14 protein-coding genes are annotated in these 15092 nt (G+C 65.9%); 5 read left to right on the forward strand and 9 right to left on the reverse strand.

Translation table 11 applies throughout. The features are described from left to right. Positions 1-26: 26 nt before the first annotated feature. Positions 27-857 carry an SDR family NAD(P)-dependent oxidoreductase gene (locus ACIBI6_RS06510; protein ID WP_364347747.1) on the forward strand — a complete coding sequence of 277 codons (831 nt, stop codon included), beginning with the start codon at positions 27-29 and terminating at the stop codon, positions 855-857. A 59-nt stretch (positions 858-916) separates the two neighbouring features. Here the strand turns inward: ACIBI6_RS06510 and ACIBI6_RS06515 are convergent, their stop codons facing one another. Continuing rightward, positions 917-1717: a putative protein N(5)-glutamine methyltransferase gene (locus ACIBI6_RS06515; protein ID WP_364347744.1), complete on the reverse strand. Its 801-nt coding sequence runs from the start codon at positions 1715-1717 to the stop codon at positions 917-919. Positions 1718-1818: 101 nt separating this feature from the next. Continuing rightward, complete coding sequence (locus ACIBI6_RS06520) at positions 1819-2661, reverse strand: YdcF family protein (protein WP_364347741.1); 843 nt, start codon at positions 2659-2661, stop codon at positions 1819-1821. A gap of 236 nt (positions 2662-2897) precedes the next feature. On the opposite strand from ACIBI6_RS06520, the gene ACIBI6_RS06525 reads away from it, so the two are divergent. Further along, complete coding sequence (locus tag ACIBI6_RS06525) at positions 2898-3752, forward strand: bifunctional 5,10-methylenetetrahydrofolate dehydrogenase/5,10-methenyltetrahydrofolate cyclohydrolase (RefSeq protein ID WP_364347738.1); 855 nt, start codon at positions 2898-2900, stop codon at positions 3750-3752. 233 nt (positions 3753-3985) lie between these two features. Here the strand turns inward: ACIBI6_RS06525 and ACIBI6_RS06530 are convergent, their stop codons facing one another. Next, positions 3986-4468, reverse strand: coding sequence for a MarR family transcriptional regulator (locus tag ACIBI6_RS06530; RefSeq protein WP_364347735.1), 483 nt, complete (start codon positions 4466-4468; stop codon positions 3986-3988). Positions 4469-4549: 81 nt separating this feature from the next. Here ACIBI6_RS06530 and ACIBI6_RS06535 point away from each other — a divergent pair, with 81 nt between their 5' ends. After that, on the forward strand, positions 4550-6310 hold the full coding sequence (locus ACIBI6_RS06535) for an ABC transporter ATP-binding protein (RefSeq protein WP_364347732.1): 1761 nt from the start codon (positions 4550-4552) through the stop codon (positions 6308-6310). A gap of 27 nt (positions 6311-6337) precedes the next feature. Here the strand turns inward: ACIBI6_RS06535 and ACIBI6_RS06540 are convergent, their stop codons facing one another. Next, complete coding sequence (locus ACIBI6_RS06540; protein ID WP_364347730.1) at positions 6338-6748, reverse strand: helix-turn-helix domain-containing protein; 411 nt, start codon at positions 6746-6748, stop codon at positions 6338-6340. Between the two features lie 67 nt (positions 6749-6815). On the opposite strand from ACIBI6_RS06540, the gene ACIBI6_RS06545 reads away from it, so the two are divergent. Continuing rightward, positions 6816-7724 (forward strand): NADP-dependent oxidoreductase, encoded by a 909-nt coding sequence (locus tag ACIBI6_RS06545; protein WP_364347727.1) that lies wholly within the window; start codon positions 6816-6818, stop codon positions 7722-7724. Positions 7725-7727: 3 nt separating this feature from the next. Here ACIBI6_RS06545 and ACIBI6_RS06550 read toward each other — a convergent pair whose 3' ends face one another. The 3 genes from ACIBI6_RS06550 to ACIBI6_RS06560 form a co-directional block, all read right to left on the reverse strand. Then, complete coding sequence (locus tag ACIBI6_RS06550) at positions 7728-9146, reverse strand: hypothetical protein (RefSeq protein WP_364347724.1); 1419 nt, start codon at positions 9144-9146, stop codon at positions 7728-7730. A gap of 133 nt (positions 9147-9279) precedes the next feature. Beyond that, entirely contained in the window at positions 9280-10032 is a 753-nt protein-coding gene (locus ACIBI6_RS06555; protein ID WP_364347721.1) for a L,D-transpeptidase, read from the reverse strand. A 164-nt stretch (positions 10033-10196) separates the two neighbouring features. After that, positions 10197-10829 (reverse strand): cyclodeaminase/cyclohydrolase family protein, encoded by a 633-nt coding sequence (locus tag ACIBI6_RS06560; protein ID WP_364347719.1) that lies wholly within the window; start codon positions 10827-10829, stop codon positions 10197-10199. Positions 10830-10946: 117 nt separating this feature from the next. Here ACIBI6_RS06560 and ACIBI6_RS06565 point away from each other — a divergent pair, with 117 nt between their 5' ends. Beyond that, positions 10947-11987: an LLM class F420-dependent oxidoreductase gene (locus tag ACIBI6_RS06565; RefSeq protein WP_364347716.1), complete on the forward strand. Its 1041-nt coding sequence runs from the start codon at positions 10947-10949 to the stop codon at positions 11985-11987. Positions 11988-12173: 186 nt separating this feature from the next. Here ACIBI6_RS06565 and ACIBI6_RS06570 read toward each other — a convergent pair whose 3' ends face one another. Beyond that, the gene (locus ACIBI6_RS06570; protein WP_396955511.1) at positions 12174-12548 is read right to left on the reverse strand and encodes an STAS domain-containing protein; all 375 of its coding nucleotides are present in this window, start codon (positions 12546-12548) and stop codon (positions 12174-12176) included. A 43-nt stretch (positions 12549-12591) separates the two neighbouring features. After that, entirely contained in the window at positions 12592-14931 is a 2340-nt protein-coding gene (locus tag ACIBI6_RS06575) for a SpoIIE family protein phosphatase (protein WP_396955512.1), read from the reverse strand. Positions 14932-15092 lie beyond the last annotated feature (161 nt).

A 15092-nucleotide genomic window follows, 5' to 3' on the forward strand; every position in this document is an offset into this window, starting at 1 on the left:
TCACGAAGAAATCAGGATGAGGACGAATGAAACTGGACACGGTAGCCGATAAGAAGGTCCTGGTCACGGGCGCGGCAATGGGCCTGGGTAAGCGGTTCGCCGAGCGGGCGGTGCGTGAGGGCGCGGCCGCGGTGGTGCTGTGGGATATCAACGAATCCGCATTGAAGGAGACCGCGGTCGAGTTGTCCGGTCGCGGTGTCGCCATTCATCACTATGTGGTCGATGTATCCGCGCAGGACGCCATCGGAGAGGCCGCGGCGGCGGTGCGCGCCGAAGTCGGCGATATCGATATCCTGATCAACAATGCGGGCATCGTGCGCGGCAACAGTTACTTCTGGGAGACCACCGATCGCGCCGATATCGATAAGACGATCGCCATCAATTCCCTTGCGCCGATGTACATTACGCTCGAATTCCTGCCCGCGATGGTGCGCGGCACGGGTGTGGCGCGCGTCTTGACCATCGCGTCCTCGGCGGGTCTGGTTTCCAATCCGCGCATGAGCGTGTACGCGGCCTCGAAGTGGGCGGCGCTGGGCTGGTCGGATTCGGTGCGCATCGAACTCGAACAGGCGGGCCACGACCACGTGCAGATCACGACGGTCTGTCCGACCTACATCAATACCGGAATGTTCGATGGCGCGAAGGGGTTCCTGTTCACGCCGATCCTGGAACAGGACGATGTCGTTGATACCTCGTGGCGGGAAATGAAGGCAGGCACTCCACTTGTGATCCTGCCGTGGACCTCCCGCCTCAACAAGGCGATCTCCGGTCTGCTGCCGATCAAGCTGCGCGATCTGTTCCTGAATTCGGTTGGTGTGTACCACTCGATGGACGAGTTCACCGGGCGCAAGAAGTAGCGGCCTCGGATCGCCCGAGCGGTCGTATCCAGTTCATCGGCGTTGCGTGGTGGCCTGCATCACGTATTCGGCTTGGTGCCGATTACCACGGTGGAGTAGAACTCATCGGATTCGGCGATGCGGCCGGTGAAGCCGTGCGCGGTGAGGACGCTGATCGAGGGCATGGCCTGGGCTTCGGTGGATTCGACCAGCAGGTGGCCGCCCGGCGCGAGCCAGCTGCGGGCGGCAGCGACGACACGGCGGAAGATATCCAGGCCATCGGGACCGCCGTCGAGGGCGGTGCGCGGTTCGTAATCGCGTGCCTCCGGCGGCATCTTGGAGATCATCTCCGATGGCACGTACGGGGTGTTGGCGAGCAAGATATTGATGCGCCCGGACAATTCACGGGGAAGCGGCTCGAAAAGGTCGCCTTCGTAGACGGGCGCGCCGATCGGGGTGAGGTTGCGGCGGGCGCATTCGACCGCCATAGGTTCGATATCGGTAGCGGCGAGTTCTATCTGACGGCCTTCGGCGGCCAGAGTTTTGGCCAGCGCGAGACCCAATGCGCCTGAGCCGCAACATATATCGACGACGAGGGGGTGCGCGGACATGGCGCGAGCGAGTTCGGCGGCCTCGTCGACGAGGAAGACCGTGCGCTGGCGCGGTACGAACACGCCCGGGGCGACCGCGACACGGATGCCGTGGAATTCGGTCCAGCCCAGCAGGTATTCCAGTGGAGTTCCGGAGACCCGTTGGGCGACCAACTCCATGAGATCGGCACCGGTCTCCGTCGCGGCGGCGATGAGCAACCGTGCCTCGTCTTCAGCGAATACACAGCCCGCGGCGCGCAGTTGCGCGACCACATCTCCGGTTGATGTCATCGGAATATCGTGCCGTGTTTGCGGGTGTGGTGGTGGCCGAGCGTGCACTTTTTGCGTTTGTGCCATTTCGGGGCCGAATGTGCACGCTCGGACCGGGTCGCTCAGCGGGTGGTGGCGAGCTGGAATGTCCGCGTGGCGTCCAGGTAGATGCCGCGCTGCGCCTGCCTGCCGGGCGGCGGCAACTGTGATACCAGCTGCTCGAGTGAGGTCATCGCCCCGACCACCTGGGTGCCCGCGACGATGAAATCGGCGACCGCGCGCCGGATGTGGTTGGGCGAGGTGACCACGACCGCGCTGTTCGCGCCGAGATCCCGCAGCATCCTGGTGCTGAAAAGTGCGTTCTGCACCGTAGATCCGGCCCGGCTCTCGACATTGATCCGGGATGCGGGCAGGCCATTGCCGACCAGCCAGGCCCGCATGGCCTCGGCCTCGGTGATCCCGTTCTGTGGATTACCGCCTGTGACGACGATCGGTGAAAGTGGTGAGGCGACCGCCTGCAACCAGGCCGCGGTCAGCCGGTTCACCAATTCGGGGCGCAGCGAACCGTCCGGGAGCAGGCCGTAGCCGAGCACCACGATTCCGGTCTGCGGTCCGACGATCGCGGGCAGCGGATTCGGCAGGGTGGCGATCGCGGCGCCGATCGCGCCGAGCACATTATTGGTGCCCTGGGCCATTGCCGGGTCGGCGGCGGCGAGGCGGGCCAGCGCATCGGCCATGGCGGGCAGGTCACCGGCGTAATGCGACCAGATCGCCTGCAGCGAAAGGGCCTCGGTATCAGCCGGGTCGGCGGCGATCAGCTGTCGAAGTTCGGCGCGTCCGGCGGCATCGTCGCCGTCGGTGAAGGCACGCTGGGCGGAGTTGTAGAGCACGTCGGTTTCCGGCGCCGCGATGGCGGGTGCGCCCGATAGTCCGGTGATGGTCGCGGCTGCGAACGCGGTCGCCACCCATAGTTTCCAATGCCTCGAGATCTTCACTGCAGTCGACACCTTTCCACGCGTGAAACGGGGTATGAGGTCGGTAAGCTGACAGTTAGCCATTGGCGAGCACGATCACAATACGACTGGTAAAGGCCATAAACTGGGAATTGCCAGGCGTTGTTTCCGGCGTTCGGGTAAACCGGGCCGCGCGCAGGACGACCAGCGGAACCAGCCGCGCGGTGCAGCCGATAAGGTGTGACAACGTGGATACCGTTTCGCTGTCCGGCAAGGAACTCGCCGCCGCCATCAACGCCGACACCAAGCAGCGCGCCGCCGCGCTCACCGCGGGCGGAACCGCGCCGCGCCTGGCCCTGATCGTGGCCAATGACGATCCGGCCAGCGCGTGGTACGTGAACTCGCTGCGCAAGGCCGCCGAACGTCTCGGAATCGCTTGCGACACCATCGAACTCGGTGCGGACGCGAGCATCGAGCGGATCCGCGAGGAACTCACCGCCCGCAGCGCGGACAGCGCCATCGATGCGATCATGCTGCAGACGCCGCTGCCCGCCGGTGTCACCCTCGACGATGTCAGCTCCGCCATCGCCGCCGGCAAGGACGTCGATGGCGTCAGCCCGCTCTCCCTCGGCCTGCTCGCCTCCGGCCTCGACGGTTTCGTCCCCGCCACCTCCGAGGCCGTCGTCGAACTACTGAAGCATCACGAAATCCCGCTCGCCGGTCGGCATGTCGCCGTCGTGGGCCGCTCCAATATCGTCGGCAAGCCCCTTGCCCAACTCCTGCTCGCCGAAAATGCCACCGTCACCATCTGTCATTCCCGCACCACCGACCTCCCGGTCGTCACGTCCGCCGCCGATATCGTCGTAGCCGCCGCCGGCCGCATCGGCCTGGTCACCGGCAAACACGTCCGCGCGGGCGCGACTGTCATCGACGTAGGCACCAACGAAGCCCCCGACGGCAAAATCGTCGGCGACGTCGACGCGGAAACCGTCCGCGGCAAAGCCTGCGCCCTCAGCCCCGTCCCCGGCGGCATAGGCCCCGTAACCACCGCCCTCCTCATGCGCCACGTAGTAACCGCCGCCGAAATTTCCCGCTCCGCCTAACACGCACCGCCCCAAGGACTTCGGCACTACGACCTGGCTACCTTGCCCGCAGCCACGGCGTGGATGTCGCGGGGTGACGCTGGCCGGTCCCGATGGTGCGGCTATTCCGGGCGACGATCAACGTCGAGACCGGGCAGGGATGCCTGGCCCGCTATGGGCTAGGTCCGTCTCGGCGGCGATGTCGGTCTGCGCCCTCGCAATCGGACCGGCGGGCGAGGCCGGCATGTCCCAATTCAGCACCGGGGCGGCGGGGAGGTCAACGAGATGTTCGTCCCAGCGGATGGGCCGACCGGCGCCTCCGAATCGAGTGCGGCAAGTAAATCGCGAAGCGTTGTGCGCTGCTGTTCACTCAGGCTGGCAAAGACCTCTTCAGCGGCCGCACGGCGGGCCGCGGCCATCTGCGAGAGCGCGGCTATGCCGGAGTCGGTCAGCGTCACCAGGGTCGAGCGGCGGTTGGTCGGGTCGGGCGCGCGCGTGACCAAGTCCGCGGCTTCGAGCGCATCGACGACGGTGGTGGCCGATCGCGGCACGATGCCCAGGTGCTCGGCGAGTATGGCCATCCGCAGTGGCTCGTCGTGGTGGCCGATAATGCGGAGAGCACGGGCCTGACCTGGGGTAATGCCTAGCGGGGCGAGTCGGGCGACCTGGTTGCGGCGGATGCGTTTCGCGGTGCGCAGGAACAGCTCGGGAAGGTCGGGATCGAGCGCGATATCCATTCGTTGAGCATAACTCATTGTTTTGGGAACAATTATGAGTCATGCTCAGTTTGCTGTAGTAGTCCTCGGAAGGAGGCGCCTATGCGGCCCCCACATCAACTTCGCCGGATCGTCCGGCTGTTTCGTCCGTATCGCGCGCGCTTGGCATTGGTCGCCGCGCTCGTAGGTCTGTCGTCACTGGTCGCGCTGGCATCACCGTTCATGTTGCGCGGCATCCTCGATGACGCCCTGCCACACGGCCGCACCGATCTGCTGACCGTGCTGGCGGCGGGCATGGTCGCGGTGGCCGCACTCACCAGCATCTTCGGCGTGCTCCAGACCTACATTTCCACCGCGGTCGGTCAAGAGGTCATGCACGATCTGCGCGCCGCGGTGTATGCGCAATTGCAGCGAATGCCGTTGTCGTTCTTCACGACTACCCGCACCGGTGAGGTGCAGTCGCGGATCGCCAACGATATCGGCGGCATGCAGTCGACGGTCACCTCGACCGCGACCTCACTGGTCTCGAACTTCACCACCGTGACCGCCTCGGTGATCGCCATGATCGCCCTGGACTGGCGGCTCACCGTGGTCTCACTGGTCATGCTGCCGTTCTTCGTCTGGATCAGCCGCCGCGTCGGCGACGAACGCAGGAAGATCACCGCGCAGCGGCAGCAGAAATTGGCGGGCATGTCGGCGATCGTGGAGGAATCGCTGTCGGTGAGCGGCATTCTGCTCGGGCGCACGATGGGCCGCTCGCCCGCGCTGGTTGCGGATTTCGCGCAGGAGTCGCGTGGGCTGGTGGACCTGGAGATCCGGTCCGGCATGGCCGGACGGTGGCGGCAGTCGACGATTCAGATCGTCATGGCGGCCATGCCCGCGATCGTCTACTGGGCGGCGGGATTGACCGTGGCGGCGGGACATCCGCTGGTTTCGATCGGCACCCTGGTCGCCTTCACGACCTTGCAGACCAGCCTGCTGCGGCCGATGGTGCAACTGCTGTACACCGGCGTGGAGGTGCAGAGTTCCATGTCGCTGTTCGGCCGGATATTCGAATACCTGGATCTGAAGCCGGATATCGAGGAACCGATAACGGCTGTGCCGGTGCCGGATTCGGGCGTCAAGGGCGCGGTCCGCTTCGAGCACGTCGGCTTCACCTATGGAGCCGGGACTCGGGATGTTTTGCAGGACATCGACATCGCCGTCCCCGCCGGGTCCAGCTTGGCAATCGTCGGCGAAACCGGTTCGGGCAAAACCACGCTCGGCTACCTGGTGGCGCGACTCTACGATGTGACATCCGGACGGGTCGAGATCGACGGAATCGATGTGCGCGACTTGTCGTTTGCCGATCTGGCCGCGGCCGTCGGCGTGGTCTCGCAGGAGACCTACCTGTTCCACGCCTCGGTCGCGGACAATCTGCGCTTCGCCAAACCCGATGCGACCGATGAGCAGTTGTACGCCGCGGCGCGGGCCGCGCAGATCCACGACCATATCGCGAGCCTGCCGGACGGTTACGACACGCTGGTCGGCGAACGCGGCTATCGGTTCTCCGGCGGTGAGAAGCAGCGTTTGGCGGTGGCGCGGGTGATTCTGCGCAATCCGCCGATCCTGGTACTCGACGAGGCCACCAGCGCACTGGACAACCGGACCGAGCAGGAGGTGCAGGCCGCCATCGATGCGCTCTCCGAAGGCCGCACCACCATTACCATCGCGCACCGGCTCTCCACCATCCGCGACGCCGACCAGATCGTGGTACTCGACCGCGGCCACATCATCGAACGCGGCACCCACCGCGAGCTCATGGACGCCGAGGGGCGCTACGCGGCCCTGGCATCCGGTGGCGACCTCCTGCACGCCGCCTGACCCACGGCTGAAAGACGCGGGTGGCATTCAGATGGGTTCGGGCTCGGCACGTGTATCGAATTCGTCGCGGGCGGAGAGGATTTCATTGTGGTGCTGCACCGACCAGACCCCCATCGCGTGGCTGAGCTCCCCGAGGCTGGCACCCAGATCGGTCAGTGAGTACTCCACGCGTGGCGGGACGGTGGGATAGACCGCACGGCGGACCAGCCCATCGCGCTCCAGATTGCGCAGCGTGCGGGTGAGCATCTTCTGGGTGATGCCGTCGAGCCGACGTCGCAGATCGTTGAAGCGCACCGGCCCGCCAGCCATGCGCAGCACACCGAGGACCAGCAGCACCCATTTGTCGGCGAGCACCGTCAGCACTTCGCGCGCCGGACAGTTGGTCAGATAGCTCTTGACCAGGTTGTCGGAGCCGGACCAGTCGACAATAGTATCCATCGGGTACCTCGGGATCATTGAAGTGCCTTCTTTCCCTTGGATACTAGGGGACCGCAGAATCGAGGGCATGCTCGCAATCACGCAAAAAACATTCGGTGGTCCCGAGGTTCTGGAAATCGTCGAGGTCGATCGGCCGAGCGCCGGACCTGGCGAGGTGGTGGTGCGGGTCGCCGCCACCGGTATGAATGCGGCGGACTGGAAGCTGCGGTCCGGACTGGTGCGCAAACTCGGGGATCCGCCGTTCACCCTCGGCTTCGATGTGTCCGGGATCGTCGATGCCCTCGGTGCGGGTGTCGAGCAATTCCGGGTCGGCGACGAGGTCTACGGCATGGTGCTCAGCCGGTCCGGCGGCTATGCGGAATACGTTGTGGTGCAGGCGGATTTCCTCGCACCGAAACCGGCGATCCTGGATCACATCCACGCGGCCGCCGTGCCTACGGCAGTGCTGACCGCATGGCAGGGACTTACCGAAGTCGTTGCCGGACAACGGGTGCTGGTGCATGCGGCGGCAGGTGGTGTCGGGCATTTCGCAGTGCAGATCGCGAAGGACCGTGGCGCGTATGTGATCGGCACGGCCCGCGCCGCCAACCACGAATTCCTGCGGGAAATCGGCGCGGATGAGGTGATCGACTACACGACATGCGATTTCGCGGACGCGGTGGGTGATGTCGACGTCATCGTCGATCTCGTCGGCGGTGACTACGGATCGCGTTCGCTACCGGTGCTCGCCGCGGACGGTCGCCTGATCGACGCACAGGGCAATGATGCCGAGGGCGATCCGCGGTACGAGCGGCTGTATGTCAATCCGTCCGGCCGCGATCTGCGCGAGCTGGCCGCCCTGTTCGAGGCGGGCCGGTTGCACGTGGAAATCGATCAGGTGCTGCCGATGGCAGAGGTGGTCAAGGCCCATCACCTGAGCGAATCCGGGCACGTCCGCGGGAAAATCGTACTGGTGCCATGGAATTCGCCGGTATGACCGTCAGGCCGCGCCGATTCCGGTGATGAGTGTCTGGTTGCCCACCCGCGCCGTCGTGACGACCTGAGGTTTGTAGGTGACCGATGTCGAATCGGGCCGGTGCTCGGTAACTTGCACCAGATACTGACCGACGGACGCCCCCGGCGTAATGCTGATGCAGTGGGTGGTCCCGGCCGGAATGCCATCGATGCCCTGTTGAATCGTCCCGGCAGGCGAGACGGATGCATTGGGCACGACGAATTCTCGGGTCGCCGCGCCGGATCGGGTGACGTAATACGCGTACTGGAACGCGAAGATGACGCCCGGTCCGGAATCCATTCCGCCCGCACCGTTGCCGGTGATGGTGTCCCCGACCCGCTCGGCCGGGCACTCCGCGGCGGAGGTGGAGCCGGAGACCGCGACCTGGCTGGGAGTGGAGGAGGCCACCGTCGCCGGTTGCGGATCCGGCCGAATTTGCACGAAAGCCACCACGAGCAGTCCGGCCGCCGCGACCGATCCGACCAGCACAGGCATCCACCGGCGCTTCGATCGATTCCGTCCGGACCGATCGATCATGGCCGCCAAGGCATCCTCATGCCGGAAGTAGTCCGGCGCAGACGGTTTCGACTCTTCGGGCGCTTCCTCGACCCACTCGGACCACTCACTTCGATAGTCGAACTCCTGCCGCGCGGGTCCCCTGTCGTCTGCCTGAATCGGGTGCTGCTCGTATGTGCGCGGAGCGTAATGGTTCGGATCGTGCCAGGCGGCCTCGCCGTGGGCGAACCCCGGATGAATCGGGTTCTGGCGCATCGGATCTCGCTGGAGCGGAGCCCGCCTGGGCGGCTCCTGGGGAACAGGCGTATGCCAGTTCGGCTCTTGCGGGGCGGGAGAGCTCGGGTTTCGGGTGATGGGTGCCTGACGAATCGGGTCCGGCAATGTCAGCGACTGCTGCTCACTGTCCTGCACGGTCGGTGCCTGATGCATCGAGACATGTGGGTCCGGGGCCGGACGCGCGGGAACTTCCTGCACGGGAATATGCGGGATCGGTCCGGTTTGCCTCGGGCCCTGGGGATCCGGAGTTGGGGGATTCGGAGCCGGGAGTTTCGGAGCCTGGCCTCCGGGAACTTGTTGGCCGCGAATGCGCCGGAACGGGTCGGTATTCGTCGGCGCCCGGTCGACCGGTACTCGGGGCGGCGGCCCGGATTGCGTTGCGGCGTGGTCGATCGGAACGCGCCGTAGTGGGCCGGTGTCGATAGGTGCGCCGTCGACCGGAATCCGGGGAATCGGCCCGGTCGGCGCATTGTCTTCGGTGAAGCCGATCCGGTGGAACGGGTTCGGCGGTGCCGGAGTCTGGTATGCCCTCGGCGCACCGAGCGGTTGTTGTGGTGCAGCGCCCGGCGGCGGGCCCGAATTCGCCCGCGAGGTCATATCCGGTCGATCCATCGCCCACCTTCATCGGGTCATACGATCACGTGTGTCTCGCAGTTGTATCAACCCCGGCAGGATACTGCCAGGTTTGCCGCGCGTGACGAAATTGAAGGGAGGTGTCGCGAAGGAAAAACGGATTGATTACGGCTCACCAGTGCACGGTGACCGGATCGCCGACGCCGACGGTCTGGTAGTACCAGGCAGCGTCATCGGGCGCCAGGTTGATGCAGCCGTGGCTGACATTGGCATTGCCCTGCGAATCCACCGACCACGGTGCGGAGTGCACGAAAACCCCGCCCCACGTAAGGCGTTCGGCGTATTCGCCATTGATGACGTAGCCCTCGGGCGAGCTCAGCGGGATCCCGATGGTGCGCGAGTCGAAGACGATGGAACGGAACTTTTCCAGCACCGGGAACGTACCTGTCGGTGTCTCGTGGCCAGGCTTGCCCATGGATGCGGGCACCGACCGCGCGACTGCTCCGCCGATGTTCACGGTGAAGGTATGCGCCGACATATCGGCGTCGGCGACCACGCCCGCATTGGTGCGGAACTCCGTGCGCGCGTTACCGACCTGCACCGAGATCGGCGCCCGGGCTGGCAGGAAACTTGTTGGCGTCCAAGTCAGTTCACGATCATTTGCCCAGGATAAGGCTCCAGGCAGCGGCTCGGTGGCTCGAATATCGACCAGTCGTTCGGCTCGGTCGCGGTTGGCGACCGGATTGGCGAATCGAATCGTCACCGGTGCCGCGATCCCGACTTCCTGGCCTGCCGACGGGGTAATCGTCGCGACGACGTCGGCGCTTGGTTTGAGGATCGTAGTGGCGAATGCCGTTCCGGACCCGAAGGCCCCCAAGGCGACGATCGTGGTCGCGAGGAACAGGTATCTGAGTGCGCTCCGCATTGTCCACCCCTTCACGCTGGTGTGGGACGCAGAAATCCAGTCTAGGACTTCATGATCAACTCGACGTACCGGTTCTGTAACGGCCGTCCAAGTCCACAGTTTTTCGTATAGGGGCGACATACCCGGCATGAAACCGAACAAACGATCCGACCGGTCGGTCGATTTCAGCTGCGTACGGCGTGCAAAACGTCCGCGTGCAATGCGTCCGCACGGGCAGTGATCTCGTCGACGCGGATCAGCACCGCCGCGAACTTATCGCCCTGTTCGGCGCTGAGCGAGCGGACGTTTATTTCGATATTGAGCTGCGAACTGGTGGCCGCGGCCCGTGCCGCGTCGGCGGCGGCGCCGATATCGGTGACCACATTGGGATTGCCGATCGGCAGCAGTTCGGTGGCGAGAGAGAGCACCTCGTCGGCCTCGTCGAGGACCGCGGCGGGCACCCGGGCCGCCTCGAGCAGCGCGGCGGTAATGGCATCGCTGCGCGCAGCGACCTGCTCCGGGGAATCCTTCGACAACTTGTAGGCGTTGCCGACGGCGGTGAATGCCGCCGCGTCGGCATCGGCCAGGGCCAGCGCGCGCTCGCGGGCCGCGTCGGCCGCCTCGATGATCCGGTCGATGACCGGCCGGTGCTCGGCGTCCTTGGCGCGGGTGGTGTAGCGCGCGACCATCGCGACCAGCGCGGCGCCCTGTGCGGCGTGCAATGCGGCGACGGCACCGCCGCCTGGTGCGGGCACCTTCGCGGCCAGGTCGGTCAGGTACTGCGCGAGGGTGGCCTCAGCGAAGGCGGGCTGCGACACGTCGGGTGGCCTTTCGTTTTCCTGCGACGACAGTGGAGAACTACGGCGAATACGCTACCGCTCGCACCGAGGTGGCCGGTGCGCGGCCGGTGCGTAGCTGCGGTTATGTTGAGTGCTATGCGGATCGGATTGAGCATCAACTACTCGGGTGGCTTCAAAGAGGCGGCCGCCGAGGTGGCCGACCTCGAAAAGGCCGGACTCGACATCGTGTTCGTGCCGGAGGCCTACTCGTTCGACGCGGTGAGCGCGCTCGGATATCTGGCGGCCAAGACCACCCGGCTGCAGCTGGCCTCGGGCATCCTGCAGATCTACACCCGTACGCCCAGCCTGACCGCCATGACCGCCGCCGGGCTGGACTTCGTCTCCGACGGGCGCTATGTCCTCGGCCTCGGCGCCTCGGGCCCGCAGGTGATCGAGGGCTTCCACGGCGTCCCCTATGACGCACCCATCGGACGGACCAGGGAACTGGTGGAGATCTGCCGCAAAGTGTGGCGTCGCGAGCGGCTGGAGTACCAGGGTAAGTACTATCAGATCCCGCTGCCCGCCGATCGGGGCACGGGCCTGGGCAAACCGCTCAAGCTGATCAATCATCCAGTGCGCGAACGCATTCCGGTGCTGCTGGCCGCGCTCGGCCCGAAGAATGTGGAGCTGGCCGCGGAAATCGCCGAGGGTTGGCAGCCGATCTTCTTCGTACCGGAGAAGGCCAAGGAAATCTGGGGCGAATCGCTGGATGCCGGTCTGGCCAAGCGTGATCCGATCCTCGGCGAGCTCGACGTCTACGCCGGCCCCGCACTGGCCATCGGTGAGAATGTCACGCCGCTACTGGAATTCGTGAAACCGCATCTGGCGCTCTACATCGGCGGCATGGGCGCCAAGGGCAAGAACTTCTATCACACGCTGGCCACCAAGTACGGATACGGCGCCGAGGCGGACCGGATCCAGGAGCTGTACCTGGCGGGTAGGAAGGAAGAGGCCGCCAAGGTGGTCCCGGACGATCTGGTTCGGGATATCTCGCTGGTCGGCCCGGCCGGATTCGTGAAGGAGCGGGTCGCCGCATTCCGCGCGGCGGGTGTCACGGTGCTGAATGTGGTGCCGATGGCGGCGACCGCGGCCGAGCGGGTCAAGCTGATCGAGCAACTGCGCGAACTCTGTGTCTAATACGCAGCGCCTGCGGCGCTGCGTATTCGCGGCCCCCTAGTGTCTCGAGGCCGAGCGGTCGAGACTCGCGACTTTCGTCGCATGCGCTTCGACCGCTCGGCCTCGAGACGGGCCGCGAACGTCGCTCGTAAGACTCGCTCCGTGACGGTCAGGTGATCGGAAAGGGTTCGGGTTGAATCGGGTGCGCTACCGGATCGAGGCCAGCGCCTCGGCCAGGGTGGTGTGCAGTGCGAACACCTGATCGAGGCTCGTCATCTTCAGCTGCCGACTGGTGGCCGGACCGTCCGCGACCACCACGATGGTCGTTGTGTCGCCCGCGCGCTGATGCGCCGCGACCAGGGTCGCCATACCCGCCGAGGCGAGGAAGCTGACACCGGTCAGGTCGATGATCAGGACCGCCGGTTTGCCGGTCAGGATGGCCTCGATGGTGTTCTCCAGCGCTGGCGCGGTCGCCAGATCGACCTCGCCGGAAACCGTGAGCACGGTCGCGCCATCGTGTGCCTCGACTGTGGTGGCCATCGTGTCCGCCAAGGGATACGCGTCTCCGGAGTTGTTTGTCACATCATCACAATCTGCCATGAACCCGCCTTTCGCGCTGCATTCCTCAGCCAGAAATCTGGCGGTTCGTGCCACGCAGTGGGTTCGCTACGGGGGATTTGATCGCGGGCAACGTTACCGACATGCGGACGCGGGTGCCCACCCCGCTGTGGTCTATCTCCAATTCTTCCGTCAATGCCCGCATCATGTCGATGCCGCGTCCGCGCGGCCCCGGATCGGCGGAGCGTGGTTTCCACGTTCCGGAGTCGGCGACCAGAATGACGACCTTTTGGGTATCACATTCGGCGGTCAGTTCGACGAGTCCAGGATCGGTGGTGGCCGCCTCGGCGCTGGTGGCACGGCCGAGCAATTCGGCCGTGGAGCTGATCGCGCGGGTGACCGGGCCGCCGCCATTGCGGTAAGCGTGCTCGATGCTGTTGCTACAGGCCTCGTTCGCCGCGGCGATCAGGTCGGAGGCGAGATCGTGCGGTACCGCGGCGGTGGCGAGCCAGGCCTTGAGCCGCTTGCGCATGGCCGAGAGCTGATCTGGATTGGCCGGAATCTCGAGCCGCAGCGGTGCCGGGGGTTGCCGGTAGACCACCATGGCGACGTCATCGTCGTAGCCCGCCGCCGGACGTAGTCGCGAGAGCACGGCATCGGCGACCTCGCGCGGCAGCTTGCCTGCGGTATCGGCGAGCACCCCCGAGATCTTCGCGAAACTGTCATCGATATCGACGCCGCGCTGTTCGACCAAGCCGTCGGTGAACAACACCAGCGTCGAACCCGGTGTGAGCGCTGTGGTGGCTTCGGGACGTCGTGGCGTATCGAAGGTTGCCAGCGGTACCGCACGGCCGCCCTCGAGTAATCGGCCGGGCTGACCGACGTCGGCCAGAATCGGCGGCATGTGTCCAGCGCTGCTGTAGCGGACCAATCCGCGCACCGGATCGAGGACGGCCGCGCAGACCGTCGTGCACATCGCGCCGGGAATCCGACCCGCGACGGTATCGAGTTCCGCGATCAGCTGCGCCGGGCCCGCACCGCGCAGCAGCAGAGCCCGTGCGGCCGTACGCAATTGGCCCATCACGACGGCCGCGGACAGACCACGTCCGACACAATCGCCGACCACGACGCCGATGGTGCCGTCGCGCAGCGGAACCACGTCATACCAGTCGCCGCCGATCTCCAGCGGCGGCAGCGCGGGCTCGTAATGCACCGAGAACCGCGGCGGCAGTTCGATCGGACCGAGCATGGCGCGCTGCAGCGTCAGCGAGGTCGAGCGCGCCTGATCGAAGTTGCGCGCCCGTTGCACCGCCAGGCTGAGATGGCCGATGAGCAGCGAGAACAATGTCCAGTCGGCAGCGCTGATGGCGCGCGGCGCGGCGAAGCGCAGCCACAGCGCCGCATCACCTGTCTCGCCGAGCGGTGCGACGATGCCCTCGGAACTCTCAGTGCTCTCCGGAATCGCGAACAGGCTGCGCGCCGGACGGCGGCGAGCCCGATCCAGTAGCGCCCGCGCACGGGCGTCGAGCACCGATCCCTCCGGAACACCCTCGGCCCCCGAGACATACGTCTCCGGCCCGGTATTGCGGTTGGGCCACACCATCACCACCGCGGTTTCCGCGCCGACGGTCCGTCGCAGTTCGTCCAGCCCGACGGCGAGCACTTCCACCACGCTCGTCGCCGCGCCGACCGCGGTGGCCAGTCGCGACGCCGCCTGATCGCGGGCCTGCGCATCGTGTTCGGCGGTGACATCGCGGATGGTGCCGACGAAGATCTGCTCGTACTTCTCCGGTTCGACCATCGCACTGGTGCTCACCGCCAGCCAGACAGTGCGACCGTCGCGATGCTTGACCGGAATCACGAATCGCTGTGCCTCGCTACCGAGATCGGGATAGCGGGGCCCTTCCGGCGTCGACCACGGATGCGGCAGCGGGAACGGAAGTTCCGATGCGCCGTAGCCGGTCAGCGCGCCGAAGGCGGAGTTGACCTCGATGATGGTGCCGCGCGCATCGGCGACGAAGAAGCCGTCCTGCAACGACTCCACCAGAGCGGTGCGAAAGGCGTCGCGCCCCGCGAGATCGTCGATGCGCGAACGCTGTTGTTCGGCGCGGCGGGTGCCGTCGATATAGCCGCGAGTTGCGATGTCCAGGGCGGCGAGGGTCTGCAGCAGGAATTCGAGTGCGGTCTCGGCGGGTTTGGGGGATTCGTCGGCTGCCGCGGTGCCCGATTCCGTGGCTTGCACCACACGGTAGTGGTTTTCGGTGAGATCGAGCAGGCTGATGCCCTCGACGAGAGCGCGGCGGCCCAGTTCGTAACCCTCGCCGAGACTCGCCTGCGACGGTGAGTGCAGATGCCGCCGTAGCGCATCCGAGTAGTCGTCGAGAAATGCGGCAAGTGCCGCGCTCATGTCTCCGCCTCGCTAGCGCTCGGCTCCGCCATGACCGCGTTGGCGGCTGCGCCTTTTGTTCGCTCGCTCCGCTCGCTCATGTCTCCGCCTCGCTAGCGCTCGGCTCCGCCATGACCGCGTTGGCGGCTGCGCCTTTTGTTCGCTCGCTCATGTGCATTCCG

This window comes from Nocardia sp. NPDC050412 (assembly GCF_044458825.1).
In the GTDB taxonomy this organism is placed as follows: domain Bacteria; phylum Actinomycetota; class Actinomycetes; order Mycobacteriales; family Mycobacteriaceae; genus Nocardia.

What these genes read in the sequence shown, in the direction of transcription:
- ACIBI6_RS06545 (WP_364347727.1), top strand. Translation starts at nt 6,816, where the DNA reads ATGCTCGCAATCACGCAAAAAACATTCGGTGGTCCCGAGGTTCTGGAA.
- ACIBI6_RS06515 (WP_364347744.1), bottom strand. Translation starts at nt 1,717, where the DNA reads ATGACATCAACCGGAGATGTGGTCGCGCAACTGCGCGCCGCGGGCTGT.
- ACIBI6_RS06565 (WP_364347716.1), top strand. Translation starts at nt 10,947, where the DNA reads ATGCGGATCGGATTGAGCATCAACTACTCGGGTGGCTTCAAAGAGGCG.
- ACIBI6_RS06510 (WP_364347747.1), top strand. Translation starts at nt 27, where the DNA reads ATGAAACTGGACACGGTAGCCGATAAGAAGGTCCTGGTCACGGGCGCG.
- ACIBI6_RS06555 (WP_364347721.1), bottom strand. Translation starts at nt 10,032, where the DNA reads ATGCGGAGCGCACTCAGATACCTGTTCCTCGCGACCACGATCGTCGCC.
- ACIBI6_RS06540 (WP_364347730.1), bottom strand. Translation starts at nt 6,748, where the DNA reads ATGGATACTATTGTCGACTGGTCCGGCTCCGACAACCTGGTCAAGAGC.
- ACIBI6_RS06550 (WP_364347724.1), bottom strand. Translation starts at nt 9,146, where the DNA reads ATGGATCGACCGGATATGACCTCGCGGGCGAATTCGGGCCCGCCGCCG.
- ACIBI6_RS06535 (WP_364347732.1), top strand. Translation starts at nt 4,550, where the DNA reads ATGCGGCCCCCACATCAACTTCGCCGGATCGTCCGGCTGTTTCGTCCG.
- ACIBI6_RS06530 (WP_364347735.1), bottom strand. Translation starts at nt 4,468, where the DNA reads ATGGATATCGCGCTCGATCCCGACCTTCCCGAGCTGTTCCTGCGCACC.
- ACIBI6_RS06575 (WP_396955512.1), bottom strand. Translation starts at nt 14,931, where the DNA reads ATGAGCGCGGCACTTGCCGCATTTCTCGACGACTACTCGGATGCGCTA.